The sequence below is a fragment of the Saccharopolyspora sp. NPDC050389 genome (assembly GCF_040655595.1).
Lineage (GTDB): Bacteria > Actinomycetota > Actinomycetes > Mycobacteriales > Pseudonocardiaceae > Saccharopolyspora.
This window is the reverse complement of the sequence record NZ_JBFAKG010000111.1, coordinates 1-17,762: the sequence shown is the minus strand read 5'-3', so window position 1 is coordinate 17,762 and position 17,762 is coordinate 1. Positions and strand designations below refer to the sequence as shown.

Annotated in this window: 16 protein-coding genes; 9 read left to right on the top strand and 7 right to left on the bottom strand. The window is 70.3% G+C overall.

Translation table 11 applies throughout. From position 1 onward, the window contains the following. The first annotated feature begins 245 nt into the window (after positions 1-245). Complete coding sequence (locus AB0I53_RS42780) at positions 246-1,274, top strand: aliphatic amidase (protein WP_358615127.1); 1,029 nt, start codon at positions 246-248, stop codon at positions 1,272-1,274. A 4-nt stretch (positions 1,275-1,278) separates the two neighbouring features. Here AB0I53_RS42780 and AB0I53_RS42775 read toward each other — a convergent pair whose 3' ends face one another. After that, complete coding sequence (locus tag AB0I53_RS42775) at positions 1,279-2,244, bottom strand: LCP family protein (RefSeq protein ID WP_358615125.1); 966 nt, start codon at positions 2,242-2,244, stop codon at positions 1,279-1,281. 300 nt (positions 2,245-2,544) lie between these two features. Here AB0I53_RS42775 and AB0I53_RS42770 point away from each other — a divergent pair, with 300 nt between their 5' ends. From AB0I53_RS42770 to AB0I53_RS42740, 7 genes are all read left to right on the top strand, one after another. Then, on the top strand, positions 2,545-2,754 hold the full coding sequence (locus AB0I53_RS42770; protein ID WP_358615123.1) for a hypothetical protein: 210 nt from the start codon (positions 2,545-2,547) through the stop codon (positions 2,752-2,754). Positions 2,755-2,768: 14 nt separating this feature from the next. Then, on the top strand, positions 2,769-4,868 hold the full coding sequence (locus AB0I53_RS42765; RefSeq protein ID WP_358615121.1) for a bifunctional polysaccharide deacetylase/glycosyltransferase family 2 protein: 2,100 nt from the start codon (positions 2,769-2,771) through the stop codon (positions 4,866-4,868). A gap of 87 nt (positions 4,869-4,955) precedes the next feature. Beyond that, the gene (locus AB0I53_RS42760) at positions 4,956-5,942 is read left to right on the top strand and encodes an ornithine cyclodeaminase family protein (protein WP_358615119.1); all 987 of its coding nucleotides are present in this window, start codon (positions 4,956-4,958) and stop codon (positions 5,940-5,942) included. A 50-nt stretch (positions 5,943-5,992) separates the two neighbouring features. Further along, entirely contained in the window at positions 5,993-6,664 is a 672-nt protein-coding gene (locus AB0I53_RS42755) for a GntR family transcriptional regulator (RefSeq protein ID WP_358615117.1), read from the top strand. A gap of 339 nt (positions 6,665-7,003) precedes the next feature. Then, a complete protein-coding gene (locus AB0I53_RS42750) occupies positions 7,004-8,956 on the top strand; it encodes a hydantoinase/oxoprolinase family protein (protein ID WP_358615115.1) in 1,953 nt (650 codons plus the stop codon). Next, on the top strand, positions 8,953-10,512 hold the full coding sequence (locus AB0I53_RS42745; protein WP_358615113.1) for a hydantoinase B/oxoprolinase family protein: 1,560 nt from the start codon (positions 8,953-8,955) through the stop codon (positions 10,510-10,512). Before AB0I53_RS42750 ends, AB0I53_RS42745 begins: the two co-directional genes overlap by 4 nt. Positions 10,513-10,788: 276 nt before the next feature. Next, positions 10,789-11,220 (top strand): SgcJ/EcaC family oxidoreductase, encoded by a 432-nt coding sequence (locus AB0I53_RS42740; RefSeq protein ID WP_358615111.1) that lies wholly within the window; start codon positions 10,789-10,791, stop codon positions 11,218-11,220. A gap of 68 nt (positions 11,221-11,288) precedes the next feature. Here AB0I53_RS42740 and AB0I53_RS42735 read toward each other — a convergent pair whose 3' ends face one another. The 6 genes from AB0I53_RS42735 to AB0I53_RS42710 form a co-directional block, all read right to left on the bottom strand. After that, complete coding sequence (locus tag AB0I53_RS42735; RefSeq protein WP_358615109.1) at positions 11,289-12,230, bottom strand: LysR family transcriptional regulator; 942 nt, start codon at positions 12,228-12,230, stop codon at positions 11,289-11,291. A 46-nt stretch (positions 12,231-12,276) separates the two neighbouring features. Next, positions 12,277-13,701: an Nramp family divalent metal transporter gene (locus tag AB0I53_RS42730; protein WP_358615107.1), complete on the bottom strand. Its 1,425-nt coding sequence runs from the start codon at positions 13,699-13,701 to the stop codon at positions 12,277-12,279. A 91-nt stretch (positions 13,702-13,792) separates the two neighbouring features. Next, positions 13,793-14,290, bottom strand: coding sequence for a 2,4'-dihydroxyacetophenone dioxygenase family protein (locus AB0I53_RS42725; protein ID WP_358615105.1), 498 nt, complete (start codon positions 14,288-14,290; stop codon positions 13,793-13,795). Between the two features lie 31 nt (positions 14,291-14,321). After that, positions 14,322-15,044, bottom strand: coding sequence for an SDR family oxidoreductase (locus AB0I53_RS42720; protein ID WP_358615103.1), 723 nt, complete (start codon positions 15,042-15,044; stop codon positions 14,322-14,324). A 6-nt stretch (positions 15,045-15,050) separates the two neighbouring features. Further along, positions 15,051-16,319, bottom strand: coding sequence for an MFS transporter (locus AB0I53_RS42715; protein WP_358615101.1), 1,269 nt, complete (start codon positions 16,317-16,319; stop codon positions 15,051-15,053). 174 nt (positions 16,320-16,493) lie between these two features. Beyond that, a complete protein-coding gene (locus AB0I53_RS42710; RefSeq protein WP_358615099.1) occupies positions 16,494-17,312 on the bottom strand; it encodes a hypothetical protein in 819 nt (272 codons plus the stop codon). 62 nt (positions 17,313-17,374) lie between these two features. Between AB0I53_RS42710 and AB0I53_RS42705 the strand changes: the two genes are divergently transcribed. Then, on the top strand, positions 17,375-17,557 hold the full coding sequence (locus AB0I53_RS42705) for a PspC domain-containing protein (RefSeq protein ID WP_358615097.1): 183 nt from the start codon (positions 17,375-17,377) through the stop codon (positions 17,555-17,557). Positions 17,558-17,762: the final 205 nt, after the last annotated feature.

Sequence of the window (17,762 nt, the reverse complement as noted above, 5' to 3'; positions counted from 1 at the left end):
TCCAACCCCCCCCCCCTCGCCTGGGGCCTCTCTGGGGGGGGTCGCCGCGGGGGCCGTTCTTTTTGGGGCTTTCAACCACAACAAAAACACCCCCCGGCCCCGCACGCAACCGAGCGCCCCCGATTTCCTCGATCTCCAGCCGAATTCCGCGTCGGTGCAGCTCATCGCTTGACGCTCCGCCCATGCCGATTTATTTTCACCTGGAAGTGTTCCAGCGGGAATCATCTCGTCCGAGGAGGAAACCGATGCGACACGGGGACATCGCCGCCAGCCCGGACACCGTCGGCGTCGCGGTGGTCAACTACAAGATGCCGCGCCTGCACACCAAGGAGGAAGTGCTCGTCAACGCGCGGCAGATCGCCGACATGGTCGTCGGCATCAAGACCGGCCTGCCGGGCATGGACCTGGTGGTGTTCCCGGAGTACTCGACGCAGGGCATCATGTACGACCCCGACGAGATGTTCGCGACCGCGTCGACGGTCCCCGGCGAGGAAACCGAGATCTTCGCCGACGCCTGCCGCCGGGCCGAGACGTGGGGCGTCTTCTCCATCACCGGCGAACGCCACGAGGACCACCCGAACAAGCCGCCGTACAACACGCTCGTGCTGATCAACGATCGCGGCGAGATCGTGCAGCGGTACCGCAAGATCCTGCCCTGGTGCCCGATCGAGGGCTGGTACCCGGGCGACACGACGCACGTCGTCGACGGCCCCAAGGGCATGAAGATCTCCCTGATCATCTGCGACGACGGCAACTACCCGGAGATCTGGCGGGACTGCGCGATGAAGGGCGCCGAGCTCGTGGTCCGCTGCCAGGGCTACATGTACCCGGCCAAGGACCAGCAGGTGCTGATGGCCAAGGCGATGGCGTGGGCGAACAACTGCTACGTCGCGGTCGCCAACGCCGCCGGCTTCGACGGCGTCTACTCCTACTTCGGCCACTCCTCGATCATCGGCTTCGACGGCCGCACCCTCGGCGAGACCGGCGAGGAGGAGTACGGCATCCAGTACGCGCAGCTGTCGGTGTCGGCGATCCGCGACGCGCGCCACCACGACCAGTCCCAGAACCACCTCTTCAAGCTGCTGCACCGCGGCTATTCCGGGGTGCACGCCGCCGGAGAAGGCGACAAGGGCGTCGCGGACTGCCCGTTCGACTTCTACCGGATGTGGGTCAACGACCCGGAGCGGGCGCAGAAGAACGTCGAGGCGATCACCCGCGACACCGTCGGCGTCAAGGACTGCCAGGTCGGCTCGCTGCCGGTCGACCCGGCCTGACCGCTCACGGGGCGCCGGTAAGCGCCTCGCGGGGCACCGGCCGGTCCTGCTGGAGCGCGGTGAACAGCTCCGCCGACTTCTCCTTGTCCCAGAACAGGACCGCGCCGACGCCGGGCATGTCCATCCCGCCGTTGGTCGGCACCGCGGCCGTGATCAGTCCCTCGCCCGCGGTGCTCGCCTGGTAGCCGAGCTGCCCGAGATCGTCCAGGTGGTCGCCGTCCGAGACCGTCACGGTCGCGGCGAGCCGCCAGGCCATGGGCACCGAGCGCACTGGGTTGAACAGCACCTCCCGGCTGGTCGCCTTGCGCACCAACGCGGTGAGGAACTCCCGCTGGTGCTCCGAGCGCTCCAGGTCACCGCGTGCGAAGGCGCGGGTGCGGACGAAACCGAGCGCCTGCGCGCCGGTCAGCTGCTGGCAGCCGGCCTCCAGGGCCAGGTCGATCTTCGGGTCGTGGATCTCCTGCGGCAGGCACATCCGCACCCCGCCGACCGCGTCCACCACTCCGGCGAAACCACCCAGCCCGATCTCCAGGTAGTGGTCGATGTGCAGCCCGGTCGTCTCCTCCACGGTGCGCGACAGCAGCGTCGGGCCGCCGAGGGAGTAAGCCGCGTTGAGCTTGTTCGGACCGTGGCCGTTGATCGGCACCAGCGAGTCGCGGGGCAGGCTGACCAGCGTCGGCGCGCCCGCACCGGCCGGGATGTGCAGCAGCATGACCGTGTCGGTGCGGGATCCGGCCGCGTCGGCCGTGCCGCCGGTGACCAAATCCTGTTCCTGCTGCGCGGAAAGCCCCTCTCGGCTGTCCGAACCGACCAGCAGCCAGTTCGTGCCCTGCGCCGACGCGGCGCGGTCAAGGTAGTCGGTGAACGCGGGCACCCTGCCCAGCGAGAAGTCCAGGTACAGCGCAATGGCGGCGACGAGCACGACCAGGCCGACGAGGGCCAGCGACAGCAGTCGGGTGGTTCGCCGCAAGAAAGTTCTCACTATCCGTGTTCACTCCGCGCGTCAGGTCACTCGCACGCCTCCCCGACAACAGCGCGCCTTTGGTCCAGAGTGGCCGTAACGTTATCGTACTGTGCCCCGACTTACCCATTCGAGTGATCGACGCCCCCGACAACCGGAGTAGTGATGTCCCGGCGAGACCGCCAGCGACCCCGTAGCGGCTCGGAGGAAGTTCGCGCCAGGCACCGGCGCCGCGGCGGCCCCGGAACGGTATTGGTCCACACCGGACACTCCGGACGACGCAGACATAGCGGCGAAACCACCCTCGACGTGCTGCCGGACCGGCGCGTGCGCCGGGTGCACCACCCGGCGGAGCCGGTATTCGTCGACAGCAGCGGTCGCCGCCGCCGCGCGTTCCGCCGGTTCGTCCTGGTGATCAGCCTCGTCCTCGTCTGCCTCGGGCTGTTCCTCGCCGCGGCGATGCTCAACTCGCGCGCACCCGCGCCGCCGCTGCCGACCACCGCAGGCACCAACCCCTGAGGCAGGAACCACTTTTGCCGCGTCGCTCCCGAATCCCCCGAACTCCCCGGGCGCACTGGCTGCTGCTCGGCCTGGTGCTTCTCGTGCTGTGCGGCCTGCTCGGCCTGGACGTGGTGCTCAGCCGCGCGGGCACGCCGAGCACGCCGAGCGGCTCCAGGCAGTTCGTCCCCGAATCCGCGTTCGCCGGCGGTTCCGTGATCGATCCGCGCGAGCCGGTGGTGCAGCACCCGCCGGCCCGCCACCTGGCGCTCACCTTCGCGGACGGCCCTGATCCGCAGTGGACACCGGTGCTGCTGGACGTGCTGGCCCGGCACCAGGTGCACGCCACCTTCTTCGTGACCGGCGCGCAGGCCGCCGAGAACCCGGCGCTGATCCGCCGGATCGTCGACGCCGGGCACGAAGTCGGCAACCGCACCCTCACCCGCACCGACCTGCGACAGGCCGGCGACCTGCGGGTGCAGCTGGAACTGCAGGCCACCGACCTCGTGCTGGCGGGCGCCGCCGGCATCACGACAGACCTCGTCCAACCGCCATACGCGACAACCGGGTCGCTGGACTACGAGGCGTGGAAGGCGTTCCTGCGCATCGGCAACCACGGCCGCCAGGTGGTGCTGGCCGACCTGGACTCGCAGGACTGGAAGCAACCCGACGCAGCGGCGGTGCTGGCGAACTCGACGCCCCGCGACGACCGCGGCGCGGTGCTGATGATGAGCGACACCGCCGGCCCGGCGACCGCCGAGGCGCTCGACCGCCTGCTGCCCGATCTGCAGCGCTCCGGGTGGCGGGTCGACTCCGTCGGCGGCACCTTCCAGCTCCCCGGCATGATGAACCAGGCCGGCGCCGTCGACCGCATCGCCGGCACCATGCTCGTCGCCGCCATCTGGTCGTCCGCCTGGCTGTCGGACGCGCTGCGCGTGCTGCTGTGGGCGGCGACCGCGCTGGTCGCGCTGCGCGGCGTCTTCGTGCTGCTCGTCGTGCCCTTCCACGTGCGGCGTTCCCGCCGGTGGGAGCCGCCGTGGCAGATCAGCCAGCGCGTCGGCGTGATCGTCCCGGCGTACAACGAAGAAGCCGGCATCGCGAACACGGTGCGGTCGATCCTCGCCTCCGAACATCCGGTGGAGGTGGTCGTGGTCGACGACGGCTCCACCGATCGCACCGTCGAGGTGGTCGAGCGGTTGCAGGAGCGGTTCCCGCGCATCCGGTTGGTCCGGCAGGAGAACTCCGGCAAGGCCGCGGCGCTCAACACCGGGCTGGCAGAGGCGAACTCGGAGCTCGTGGTCATGGTGGACGGCGACACGGTGCTCGAACCCGATGCGGTGGGACGGCTGGTCGCGCACTTCACCGACCCGGCGATCGGCGCGGTGTCCGGCAACGTCAAGGTCGGCAACCGCCGCAGCCTGCTCGGCCGCTGGCAGCACATCGAGTACGTGATCGGGTTCAACCTCGACCGCCGCGTCTACGACGTGCTGCACTGCACACCGACGGTGCCCGGCGCGCTCGGCGCCTTCCGGCGCTCGGCGATCCTGGAGGCCGGCGGCGTCAGCGACGACACCCTCGCCGAGGACACCGACCTGACCATGGCCCTAGAGCGCGATGGGTGGCGCGTGGTCTACGAGGAGCGCGCGATCTCGTGGACCGAGGCGCCGGCCACCTACGGCCAGCTGTGGAAGCAGCGCTACCGGTGGTGCTACGGGACGTTGCAGGCCATCTGGAAGCACCGGCGCGCCGTCGTCGAGCGCGGCGCGGCGGGCCGGCTCGGTCGCCGCGGCCTGCCCTACCTGCTCATCTTCCAGGTGTTGCTGCAGGTGATCTCCCCGGTGGTCGACGTCACCGCGTGCTTCGCGCTGTTCACCGAGGACGCCGGCACGGTCGCCCTGACCTGGCTGGGATTCCTCGCGCTGCAGGCGGTTCCCGGCGTGATCGCGTTCCGCCTGGACGGCGAGCCGCTGCGCCCGCTGCTGGTGATGCCGCTGCAGCAGATCGTGTACCGGCAGCTGATGTACCTGGTCGTGGTGCAGTCGGTGATCACCGCCCTCGCCGGCGCCCGGCTGCCGTGGCAGAAGCTGGAGCGCCGCGGCCGGATCGTCCCGCTCGCGGCCGGACGGCGCCGGTGACCTGAGCGCGCCCGTCTGGGCGGGACTGAAGGCGTCGCAATATGGTATACCATAGACCAACACTCCTTCTTCGACGGAGAGGTCCCGATGGTCCGCATCCTGACCCGGTCCGACGTTCGCTCCCTGATCTCGATGGACGAGGTGATCGATGCGGTGCAGAAGGCGCACGAGGACCTCGCGCTCGGCCGCGCCGACCAGCCCGAGCGGCACGCCGCCCGCACGCCCGGCACCGACGCGCATCTGATCCCGATGACGGCGGCGCTCGCCAACAGCCAGGCCGGCGGCGTCAAGCTGCTCGCCGACGTGCCCACGAACCCGGCCCGCGCGATGCCCCGGCAGCAGTCGACGATCGTCCTGGTGAACCCCGAAACCGGAGTCTGCGAGGCATTCCTCGACGGCGGCGCGATCACCCAGTACCGGACCGCCGCCGCTTCCGCCGTCGCGACCCGCTGCCTGGCCCGCGCCGACGCGCGCGTACTGGGCCTGATCGGCGCGGGCGCGCAGGCGCGCAGCCACCTCGCGGCGATCACGCGGGTCCGGCCGATCGACCGGGTGCTGGTCTGGAGCCGCACCGAGGCCAGTGCCCGCGCCTTCCGGGACGCCGTGGCCGACAGCGGCCTGGACATCGAGCTCGCCGGCAGCCCCGAGCAGGTCGTCCGCGGCTCGGACATCCTCTGCACCCTCACCCCGTCGGCGACGCCCGTGGTCGCCGGCCGCTGGTTCGGCGAAGGCCTGCACGTCAACGCCGTCGGCGCGCCGCCGCGCCGGGACCACCGAGAGATCGACACCGACGGCATCGTGCGCTCCCGCGTCGTGGTGGACACCCTGGACACCGCGCTCGCCGAATCGGGCGCCGTGTCGATCCCGCTCGACGAGGGCGCCATCACGGTCGACCACTTCCGCGACGAGCTCGGCGAGGTCCTCACCGGCGCGAAGCCCGGCCGCAGCGACGATGCGCAGATCACCCTGTTCAACTCGGTGGGCGTGCCGATCCAGGACATCGCGACCGCCCGGATCCTCGTCGACCGGGCGTGCGAGAAGGGCATCGGGATCGAGATCTCGCTGCCCGAATAGGCGGAATACGATGGGCCGCGCGGAGCCGGACCGCGGCCAGGAGGTGCCAGGTGTCGCTGGAAGCGCGACCTTCCGTCGGGGCGGCGCACCGTTCGTTGCGCGACTCGATCACCGACGAACTGCGCGAGCGGATCATCTCCGGGGCGTACCCGCCGGACTTCCGGCTGGTGGAGCGCGATCTCGCGCAGCAGCTGGAGGTTTCGCGGATCCCGCTGCGTGAGGCGTTCCGGCAGCTGGAATCCGAAGGACTGGTGCGCGCGCTGCCGCGGCGCGGCGTGGTGGTCGCCTCGATGACCGCGAAGGACGTCGAGAACCTGTTCGAGATCCGGGAAAGCCTGGAGTCGCTGGCCGCTCGGCTCGCGGCGCAGCGCGCCGACCGGCAGGGCCTGCAACGGCTGCGGGCGCACCTCGACGACGCGCGGGCGACCACGGCCGCCGCGGACAAGGACGGCATCGCCCGCGCGAACGCCGCGTTCCACGCGACGATCATCGACCTCGCCGACAACGAGCTGCTGCACTCGATGATGGCGCCGCTGAACAGCAAGGTCCGCTGGCTGTTCCGGCTCACCAGCGCGACCGACCCGGAGATGCTCTGCCGGGAGCACACCGACCTGTTCGACGCGATCGCCGCCGGCAACGCCGAAGACGCGGCCCGGATCGCCCTGAAGCACGTGGCGGCCAGCCGCCAGCCCACCTTCGACCAGCTGGCGAATCCACAGTAGAGGCTGTTTCCAAACTCGTTTTGCGTGGCGGTGCGGGTGGCGGCCCCCCTGCGGGAATTACGGCCGCCGCCTGGACTGTGGGAGCCCCGACTTACGTATGACCAATACGCGGCATCGGGGCTGTCCTCGCCAGACGACGTCTGAGAACCCGCGGCGGTGCAAGTTGCGAGGGTGGGCTAAGCGGCTGCGCCGCTTCAAAGACAAAGATCGAACCACCTTCCAGAACAGACGCTATAGCGACCAGAAGCACTCACGAGGATGGGCGGCTCAGCCAGGATCGGCCACGCTGCGGCTGCCGAACGGGGACTGCTGCGCGATGATTGAGCGCGGGTGACTGTGATGTCCGGAGAGGCCGAGGCGTGTGCCGGGGTGGACGTCGGTGGCACGTTCACCGACGTCGTCGTGCACGCCCCCGGTCACCGGCCCAGGGCGGTGAAGGTGCCCACCACTCCGGCGAACCAGGCCGAAGGGGTGCAGCGCGGCATCGCCGAGGGCCTGCCCGGCGGCGCGCTCCGGCTCCTGCCGCACGGCAGCACCACCGCCACCAACGCCGTGCTGGAGCGCAAGATCGCCCGCACCGCCTTCGTCACCACCGACGGCTTCACCGACGTCCTGCAGATCGCCCGGCAGAACCGCCCCGCCCTCTACGACCTGTCCGCGACCAAGCCGGAACCGCTGGTGCCGCACGAGCGGGTGGTCACCGTCGCCGAGCGGATGAGCCCGCGGGGCGAGGCGATCGTCGAGCTCACTGACGCCGAGATCGACCGGGTGGTGGCCGCGGTCCGCCGCCTCGAACCCGAGTCGATCGCCGTGTGCCTGCTGTTCTCCTACGCCTGCGACGACCACGAGCGCCGGCTGTGCGCGGCGCTGGCCGAGCTCGGCGTGCCGATCACCTGCTCCAGCTCACTGCTACCGGAGTTCCGCGAGTTCGAGCGCGCGTCGACCTGCGTGCTCAACGCGGCCATCGAGCCGGTGATGCGCCGCTACCTGTCGAACCTGACCACCCGGCTGCCCGAGCCGACGATCACCGTGATGACCTCCAGCGGCGGCACGGCCGGCGTGGACTTCGCCGCGGCGGCACCGGTGCACACGCTGCTCTCCGGCCCGGCCGCCGGCGTGGTGGCCGCCGGGGCGGTCGCGCGCTCGGCCGGATTCGACGACGCGATCGCCTTCGACATGGGCGGCACGTCCACCGACGTGTGCCTGATCCGCGAGGGCCGCCCCGAGGTGTCGACCTCTTCGGAGATCGCCGGACTGCCGTTCCGCACCCCGGCGGTCGGCATCCACACCGTCGGAGCCGGTGGCGGGTCGATCGCGTGGGTGGACATCGGCGGCGCGTTGCGGGTCGGCCCGCACTCGGCCGGCGCCGACCCCGGCCCGGCCTGCTACGGCCTTGGCGGAGACGAACCCACGGTGACGGACGCGCACTGCGCGCTGGGCCATCTCGACCCGGCGCGCGAGCTCGGCGGCGGCCTCCGACTGGACGCCGACGCCGCGCACCGAGCGCTGGGCACGCTGCCGGAACCGGCCGCCGGGGTGCTGGCCGTCGTGCGCGCGACGATGGCGCGGGCGCTGCGCAAGGTCAGCACCGAGCGCGGTGTCGATCCGGCCGGGCTCGCCCTGGTCGCCTACGGCGGCGCGGGCCCGCTGCACGCGACCGCGCTGGCGCGGGAACTCGGCTGCCCTGCCGTGGTGGTGCCGCCCGCGCCCGGCGTGCTCAGCGCGCTCGGCCTGCTGCTGGCTCCGCCGCGCTTCGAGGCGTCGCGAACGGTACTGGTGGATGCCGGCGAAGATCTGTCGCAGACATGGGATGAACTGGGCACCGAGGCACATCGAGAGCTCGAAAAACAAGGCGTCGCAACGAACATATCTCTGTCCAAAGTGGCCGATATGCGCTACGCAGGTCAATCCCACGAGCTGCGGATCGACGTCGCCGAGGAAGCGGATCTCGCCGAGCTGCTGCACGCCGCGCACCGCGAGTCGTACGGGTACGCGATGCGGGATGAGCGGGTCGAGGTCGTCACGCTGCGGGTCATCGCCCGCGGCGAACCGATCCTCGCGGGCCCGCCGCAGGACTGGGACCAGGGCGAACCGGAGCGCAAGCCGGATCGCGAGATCGGCATCGGCGACCGGACGGTGCGCGCGCGGATCGTGTCCCGAGCCGCGCTGCGGGCGGGCGACGAGGTCGCCGGTCCGGCGCTGATCGAGCAGCCGGACACCACGACGCTGCTCGCCGAGGACGAACTGGCCACAGTGGACGATTCCGGGAATCTGGTGGTGCGGTTGACATGACCGAGCTGACCGCCGTGGAGCTGGAGGTGTTCCGCCACGCCCTGGCCGGCATCGCCGACGAGATGGGCGTGGCGCTGCGCCGCGCCGCCTACTCCCCCAACATCAAGGAACGCGCCGACTGCTCGGCCGCGGTGTTCGACGCCGCCGGCGAGATGGTCGCGCAGGCCGAGCACATCCCGGTGCACCTGGGCGCGATGCCGGCCAGCGTCCGAGCCGTCCTGGACACCTGCGGGCCGCTCGAACCGGGCCAGCAGGTCTGCGTGAACGACCCGTACCTCGGCGGCACCCACCTGCCGGACCTGACGATCGTCGCCGCCGTCGGCCACGACGACCGGCTGCTGGGCTACGTGGCCAACCGCGCCCACCACGCGGACGTCGGCGGCGCCGCGCCGGGCTCGATGCCCGCGACCGCGACCGAGATCGCGATGGAGGGCATCCGCATCCCGCCGATCCACATCGCCGACGCGACCGGCGAACGCGAGGACGTGGTCCGGCTGATCGCGGCGAACTCGCGGACTCCCGAGGAACGCCGCGGCGACCTGCGCGCCCAGTTCGCGGCGAACCACGTCGGCGCGGTGCGAATGCGCGAACTGGCCGACAGGATGGGCTCGCGGCGGCTGCGCGAGGCGATGGCGGCGGTGTGCGACTACTCCGACCGCCGGGTGCGCGCGGCGATCCGCGACATCCCCGACGGCTGCTACCGCAGCGAGGACGTGCTGGAGATCGGCGACGGAGTCCCGATCAAGGCGGCGGTGACCGTGTCCGGTGACGAGGTGCTGGTGGACTTCGACGGCACGGCCCGGCAGATCCCGGTGAACTGCAACGCGGTGTTCGCGGTGACGCTGTCGGCCTCGATGTTCGTGCTCCGGATGCTCACCGATCCCGACGCACCGCCCAACGCCGGCTGCTACCGGGCGCTGCGCGTCGAAGCGCCGGAAGGCACGGTCGTGAACCCGACGTTCCCGGCCCCGACCGCGGCGGGCAACGTGGAAACCAGCCAGCGCATCGTGGACGTGCTGCTCGGCGCGTTCGCCCAGGCGATCCCCGACCGCGTGCCGGCAGGCAGCCAGGGAACCATGAACAACCTGCTGATCGGCGGCGGCGACCCGGCGTTCAGCTACTACGAGACGCTGGGCGGCGGCGAAGGCGGCACGCCCACCCGGCCGGGCATGTCAGGCGTGCACACGGGCATGACCAACACCCAGAACACGCCGGCGGAAGCGATGGAGCTGGACTACCCGCTGCGGGTCTGGCGCTACGAGCTCCGGCCGTCGTCCGGCGGCGCGGGACGGCACCCGGGAGGCGACGGCCTGGTGCGGGAGATCGAGGCGCTCGCCGACTGCACCCTGACCATCCAGTCCGAACGCCGCGAACACGCCCCGCGGGGCGCTCGGGGCGGCGAGCCGGGCGCGGTGGGCCGCAACGTCCTGATCCGGGCGGACGGCACCGAGGAGCAGCTCCCGGCCAAGGGCACCTGGCCGCTGCGCCGAGGCGACCGGATCCGCATCGAAACCCCAGGTGGAGGCGGCTGGGGAACTCCCGGCGAAGGCGACTGAGAGCTACCCTGGAGGTGCCGACCGGGCGCCCTGCGCTGGCACGTGGAGCTTTCGAAATTCCCGGCCCGGCGGAGCCTCCGACCCCAGCGGCCGGAGGCTTCCGCATTGCGGACCCTGCATCCGGCGCCCCGCCGAACGAGCGGGCGATTTCGCGCGTTGGTCGAACAGCTCGGTGACCGCGTGAAATGCCGGCCGTCGCGCCCTCACCAGGCGTCACTGCCGACACGGCCCAGCCGCCTTGACCTCATGCATACTAGAGGTTGCAAGGTGATCTTCATGGAGACGACGAGCACCGACGCGCAGCGCGCAGCCGACATCGAGGCCATCAAGCGGGTGGCCGCCACCATCGAGCACTCCCAGATGAACGAACTCGCCGAGGAGTTCATCGACCTGTTCCGGCACGACGCGATCTGGACAACGGGCGGCGGACGGAACCTCCTCGGTCGCGACACGATCGCGGCGTTCTCGCGCAAGGTTCTCCCGGGCGCGATGCAGGGCGCGAAAACCACCCTGGAGGTCGTGCACGTGGTGTTCATCCGACCCGACGTCGCTGTCGCCAAGGTGCGTCAACGGCGGTGGTCGACGATCGACGGAAAGCTGGTCGAGGACGAGCACGAGAGCACGCCGATGCTCGTCCTGGCCGAGGAAGAGGGCCAATGGCTCATGGTCGCCGGCCAGAACACCGGGGTGATCGACGTCGACGAATGACCGAATCCGCAGGTCAGCACCCGTGCGTACTTTCTGCTGCTATAGCGACACAAAGTGTGCACGGGCAGCTACGGGCCGAGGTGGGTGAAGTCCGGGAGCGGCGCCTCCGCCACCAAGGCCCGGATCGCTTCGTGGGCTTCGGTGGCGGTTCGGTCCTTCCGCCACCAGAGGGCGACCTCGCGGCCGTGGGTCACGTCGCTGATCGGGATCAGGCGGACTCCCGAGGTGTTCGCCATGACCATCGCCAGCGCGTTGGTCACGCCCACCGCGTTCCCCTTCCGCACCAAGGCGATCAGCGTCTGGGGCTGGTTCGTGCGGAAGATGACGTTGGGCACCAGGCCCGCCTGCTCGAACACCAGGCTCGACTCGAAGTGGCCGTTCGCGCGGTCGGTGTTCTCGCCGATCGTGATCAGCGGCTTCGCCGCCAGGTCCGCCAGCCGCAGCGGCCCGGCAGGCCGGTCCTCGCCGGGCGCCACCACCGCCACCAGCGGCTCCTGCCACAGCGGCTGGAAGGTCAGCGCGTCGCCGGCCGGCACCGGCAGCACCGGCCGGACCGCGAGGTCGATGTCGCCGGCGATCAGCGCGGCCTCCAGCTCCAGCGTCGCGCCCTCCCACGGTTCCAGCTCGATGCCCGGGAACTGCGCCGCGCTGCGCTCGAAGAGGAACGGGAACAGGTGCGCCGCCGCGCTGGGATAGGCACCGAGCCGGACGCGGCCGCGCACCCGGTGGGCGGCGCGCCCGGCCTCCTCGCTGGCGGCCCGCAGGTGCTGCAGAATGCCCCGCGCGTGCGGCAGCAGCGCGCGGCCTTCGGCGGTCAGCGCCACGGGGTGGTGCGACCGGTCGAAGAGTTGCACGCCCAGCGCTCGCTCCAGCTCCGAAACGTGCGTGCTGATCCGGGACTGCGACCGGTACAGCGCCTGCGCCGCGGCGGAGAACCCGCCGTGCTCCACCACGGACACGAAGCTCACGAACCAGTCGAGGCGGTAGCGGTAGGCTTCGCCGGGTTTCACCGCCACCACCTCGCGGCCCGTGGTCTGCTGGATGCGTTCATGCGGGTCAGCCGAACAGCTTGTCCAGCTGCTGGTTCACGGTCAGCACCGCGAGCACGCCGAACAGCAGGATCGACCAGATCAGCGCGGCCAGCCGGTAGCCGCGGACGCGGATCGCGGCGGGCAGCATCTTGCGGTTGATGGCGATCAGCAGTCCTGAGTAGACGAACATCATGACACCGCCGGTGCAGGCCGAGATGGTGGCGAGCAGCAGCGGCTGGCCCAGTCCAACGGCGACGACCAGCGCACCGATCAGCACCAGGCCCCACACCAGCACGGCGTAGATCTTGCTCTCGGAGGCGTTCGGGAAGTACGTCGTCTTCAGCACGTCGGCGGCCAGCCTGCTGGTGTAGTCGACGATGCCGAGCGCCGCCGCGAACAGCGAGAAAGCCCCTACGACCCAGAAGAAGTAGCCGAACCAGCCGCCGGCCGTGGCCATCATCTGCTCGCCCTCGACGCGCAGGAACGACACGTCGTTGGAGACGTCGCCGCCGAAGACGGTGGCGTAGGCCAGCAGCGACATGAACATGATGGACAGGAAGGTGATGGCGACGAAGGTGAGCAGCTGCTCCTTGTTGGCGAATCGCCACCACACCCGCCAGCGGGCCAGGTTCTCGTCGGTGGCCGGGAAGATGAACCCGGCCTGGCCGCGTGCCTCCGTCTCGCCGGTCAGCGGCGAGACGATCTTCGGGACGTAGCGGCCCATCCCGAATCCCTTGTCCCGAATCCAGTTGCTCTGCACCAGGTTCTGCCCGCCGCCGGCGCCCGCGAAGGCGAGGGCGCCCATCAGCACGGCGAAACCCAGTTCGGCGGCGGGGAATCGCGGCTGCGTGACGACGCTTGGCAGCGCCGCCCAGGTGTTGGCGCCGAGGACGAACAGCGAGCCGATCAGGATGAGCAGCAGGATCGCCGCGACCTTGAGCATCTGCGCGCGTTCCAGTGCGGTGTAGACGGCCGGCGCCAGCGTCAGGATCAGCGCCACGATCACGAGTATCACCACGGAGATCACCGCGACGTTGCCGCCGACGACGTAGCTGACCAGGGTCGCCGAGCTCGTCGCCCACGCCGGCCAGAGGTTCGCGAAGTAGGCCATGATCGCGAACACCAGGCCCCAGTGCTTCCACAGCCGGCTGAAGCCGGTGACCGCGGTTTCCCCGGTGGCCAGGGTGTAGCGCTCGATCTCCATGTTCAGGAAGTACTGCGTCACCAGGCCCAGCATGGCCGCCCAGACGAACGTCAGGCCGACCTGCGACGTGATGTACGGGAAGAGGATGAACTCGCCGCTGGCCAGGCCGACCCCGGCGGCGACGATGCCCGGGCCGATGAGGCGCCACTGCTTGCCGGGCGGCTCGGGGAGGTCGCGGACCTGTGGTCGCGGAATGTGCTTGTCGGGAAAGGCTCCGGCTGGATCGGAAATGCTCGCGTCGGCCATCTGGACACCCTTGTTCGTGGCTCGCCGGTTCAGCACAGCTGCCGATCACCGAGGCGCCGGGCCGCCCACCACCGGTCGGCCCGGCGGCGGGTCAACGCACGAACTGGTCGACGAAATCGCCGCCGAGTCCGACTTTCTCGTAGTGCGCGCGGCACATTTCGATCTTGGTGAACACGTCTTCGTAGCCCACCTGGTGACCGGCCTCGTCAAGGTAGATCATCGCACCGGTGATGTTGAAGAACGTGACCATTTCGTCGCAATCAGCGGGAACCGCGAGGGTGTGGATCTCGCCCGGCGGTTCGTACACGTAGTGCCCGGTCTCGGCCGTCCACGGATGTTCGTGGTAGTGCCACTTGCCCTTGATCACGTAGCCGTGCACCGCGCCTGGGTGGCGGTGCCGGGACACGATGCCGGACTTGGTCACCCACAACAGGTTGCACCACTGGCCGACCACGGTGTTGAACATCAGCGGCCGGAACCAGACGTCCGGCGCCTGCGGCACCCACACCCGGTCGTCCTCGGGCACGGCCGCGATCGCCACCTCGGGCGGGATCGACGGCGACGACAACACCTGGACATCGGACGACATTTCGCTCACTCCCAACTGGTTTCGGAGTTTGTCAGACGGCGAGGTAGCCGCCGTCCACCGGGAGTACCGTCCCGGTGATGAATTCCGCCTCCTCGGAGGCGAGGAAGAGCACTGCGCGCGCCACGTCTTGCGGGGTTCCCCAGCGGCCCAGCGGGGTCCGGCCGAGGATGCGCGCGTCGGTTTCGGGATCGGACTGCAGCTCGCCGGTCAGCGCGGTGCGGATCCAGCCCGGTGCCACCGCGTTGACCCGGATGCGGTCGGCCGCGTAGCCTGCCGCCAGCGATTTGGTCAGCTGCACCACGCCGCCTTTGCTGGCCGAGTAGCCGGGCACCTGCGCGCCGCCGAAGTAGCTGAGCATCGACGCGGTGTTGATGATGCAGCCGCCGGAGTGGGCGAGCAGTCCGCGGGCCGCCGCGCAGGCCCGCATGGTGCCGGTGAGGTTGACGTCGACGACCCGCGCGAATGCCTCCGGCTCCAACTCCGCGCCCCGGCGGATGATTCCCGCGCAGTTCACCAGGACGTCCAGTCGATCCAAACCGTCCACAACAGCCTTTATGGTTCCAGGGCGGGTCACGTCGGAGTCGAACGCGTCGATGGTCACGTCGAGTTCCGGGGAGGCCGGGCCCACCCCGGTGACGCGGACTTCGGCGTCGTGGCGGGCGAAGGCGTTGGCGACCGCGGCGCCGATTCCGCTGGTGCCGCCGACGACGAGCACCGACTTGCCGGCGAAGGCATCGGCTCGCAGGCTGGACAACTGCGATCAGTCCTTTCCGGAATGCGCTGCCGCCACTGCGGATTCGGGAATCCCGACGGGCTTTCGCACCAGGAACGCGTAGCTGAGCGCGGCGGCGATCGCGATCCCGCCCGCGGCGAGCAGGGCGATCACGAACGAACCGGTCTCGTCCACGATGATGCCGGTGATCAGCGGTGCGAACGCGCCGCCGAAGTAGCCGCCGAAGTTCTGCAGGCTGCCCAGCGACGCGGTGATGCGCTCGCTGCCCACCGTGGTCGCCAGCGACCAGGCGCCGGAGCTCGCCGAGTTCATGAAGAACTGCGACGCGGAGATGCACACCAGCGCCAGCGTGGTGCTCGGAGTGAGCGCGACCGGGATGGTGCACAGGCCGCCGATCAGCAGCCCGCCGCAGATCGGCACCTTCCGCGCGAGCATCGTGGAAACCCCGCGCCGCACCAGGAGATCGCCGACGCCGCCGCCGGCGAGCATGCCGAGCGTGCCGGCGAGGTAGGGCACGATCAGCGCGATCCCGGTGTCGGCCACGCTCAGGCCGCGCTCGCTCTCCAGGTAGGCGGGCAGCCAGGTCAGGTACAGGTAGATCGAGTAGATCACCCCGGAGAAGCCGACGATCATGCCCCACGTGGTGCGATGCCGCAGCAATCCGAGCCATTCCCGCATCGACACCGGCTCCGCGGCGGCCTGCGGCTCGTCGGAGAGCTGCTTGCGGTCCCGGTAGACGACGAACCACACGAGCGCGAGCACGACACCGGCCACCCCGGCGACGACGAACATGGCGCGCCAGCCGTAGCTGAGCATCAGCCAGGTCAGCAGCGGCGGGGCGATTGCCGGGGCGAGCGTGGAAGCCGTGTTGAACAGCCCGATCGGCGCGCCGCGCGATTCGCGCGGGAACCAGTCGGAAACCACCTTGGCGCCGCCGGGGAACGCGGGCGCCTCGCCGAGCCCGAGGAACAACCGGCCGAACAGCATCTGCTTGAAGTTGGCGGCGATCCCGCAGAAGGCCTGGGCGATCGACCACAGCAGCAGCCCGCCGCCGAGCACCTTGCGCGGCCCGAACCGGTCGAGCAAACCACCGGCGGGCAGCTGGGCGAACGCGTAAGCCCACGAGAACACCGAGAGCAGCAAACCCATTTCGGTGGGGCCGATGCCGAACTCGTCCTGGACGCTGTGGTTGGCGATGGCGAGCGTGCTGCGGTCGATGTAGTTGACGATGCCGATGAGCAGCAACATGACGAGCAGCACGAAGCGCATCCGGCGGATGCTCCGCGGTGGACTCATATCGGTTCCTCTGGGACTCGACGACTTTGTCGGAGTTGGAGCCAAGGTGCGAGAACGATCGGAACCGGGCCGGGATCATCCGGCAGCTCCTGGGGCTAGACCCTAAGCAGGCGATTCATCCAGGAGAAGCGCACTTTTCACATAGCCGCCATCCGCTACGCGGATACCGCGTGCTCAGCGCTCCCGCGCTTCCGCGCGGCGCAGCCGCTCCGCTGCCGCGTCGCGGTCGTGCTGCGCCCGCTCGCGGCGCTGGCGCGACGTCTTCGCTTTGCGGCGGTGCTCGCGAAGCTCGCCTTCCGCCCGCGCCAGGTCGTCGCGCAGCTCCTCCAGCGCGTCGCGCAGCTCTTCGCAGCGCTGCTCGGCTTCGCGCTCGGCGCGCTCGGCTAGCTCCTCTGTGCCGGTGGCTTCGCCCAGTTGTTCGTCGGTGTGCCGCAGTCGCTCGCGGAGCTCGCGCAGCTCCGCGTTCCGTTGGGGTTTGGGGCGTGCGGCGGTGCGGCGGATGGCCGCGACGGCGAGTTCGTCGAGGCCGAATCCGCTGTATTCGAGGGGTTTGGTGAGGGTTCCGGCTTGTACCGCGTGGCCTGCTTCGGGATCGGACAGCGCCGCGGTCAGGGTTTGCTCGACCTGTTGGCGGGTCGGTTCGGTGAGCCGGTGGCCGTGCTGCTCGGCGAGTTCCGCGGCTCTGCCGGTGAGCTCGCGCAGGAGCCGGGTGCGGTCCGCGGCGAGGGTTCGCAGGTCGTCGCCGCGCAGTTCGCGCTGCGCCGTTCGCAGCTTCTCGCCGAGTTCCAGGAGCGTGGTGAGGCTGCGGGGGTCTCGGGTGGCGAGCAGGTTCACCGCCCAGGCTGCGGCGGTGGGCTTGCGCAGCTTCTTGAGCTGGGCGGCGAGTTCTTGGTCGCCGCGTTCGGCGGCCGCCGCCGCGTGGCGGTCGCGGGCCGGGATGAACCCGGCGGGATCGGCCGCGTACAGCTCGCGGGCGAGGTCCTCCAACTCCACGGGATCAACGTGCCACGTCGGCCCGGCGTGCGCGATGCGGCCGGACGTCGCAGGCTCGGCGCATGACGGTTTTGGAACGGCCTCGCGACGGGGCGATGATCGCCGGGGTGTGCGCCGGGATCGCGAACCGCTTCGGCTGGCGCGTCGGCCTGGTGCGGCTGGTGTTCGTGCTCTCCTGCGTCCTGCCGGGCCCGCAGTTCCTGATCTACTTGGGCCTGTGGCTGCTGATGCCCCGGGCCAGGTGACGGTTTCCGCTGGTCAGGACCCGTGAGTGGTTTGGGGCGCTATAGCGGCTGTTTTGGATGTGGTGACGTGCGGATGTGGTAACGCGGGCGTTTTGCATTTGAAGCGGCGCAGCCGCTTAGCCCACCCTCGCAACCGGCACCGCCGCGGGTTCTCAGAGGTCTTCTCGCGAGGACAGCCCCGACGTGGTGAATTGGCATTCATGAT

Coding starts and splice junctions, on each gene's coding strand:
- AB0I53_RS42745 (WP_358615113.1), top strand. CDS start 8,953: ATGACCGAGCTGACCGCCGTGGAGCTGGAGGTGTTCCGCCACGCCCTG.
- AB0I53_RS42740 (WP_358615111.1), top strand. CDS start 10,789: ATGGAGACGACGAGCACCGACGCGCAGCGCGCAGCCGACATCGAGGCC.
- AB0I53_RS42730 (WP_358615107.1), bottom strand. CDS start 13,701: ATGGCCGACGCGAGCATTTCCGATCCAGCCGGAGCCTTTCCCGACAAG.
- AB0I53_RS42750 (WP_358615115.1), top strand. CDS start 7,004: ATGTCCGGAGAGGCCGAGGCGTGTGCCGGGGTGGACGTCGGTGGCACG.
- AB0I53_RS42705 (WP_358615097.1), top strand. CDS start 17,375: ATGACGGTTTTGGAACGGCCTCGCGACGGGGCGATGATCGCCGGGGTG.
- AB0I53_RS42780 (WP_358615127.1), top strand. CDS start 246: ATGCGACACGGGGACATCGCCGCCAGCCCGGACACCGTCGGCGTCGCG.
- AB0I53_RS42760 (WP_358615119.1), top strand. CDS start 4,956: ATGGTCCGCATCCTGACCCGGTCCGACGTTCGCTCCCTGATCTCGATG.
- AB0I53_RS42715 (WP_358615101.1), bottom strand. CDS start 16,319: ATGAGTCCACCGCGGAGCATCCGCCGGATGCGCTTCGTGCTGCTCGTC.
- AB0I53_RS42725 (WP_358615105.1), bottom strand. CDS start 14,290: ATGTCGTCCGATGTCCAGGTGTTGTCGTCGCCGTCGATCCCGCCCGAG.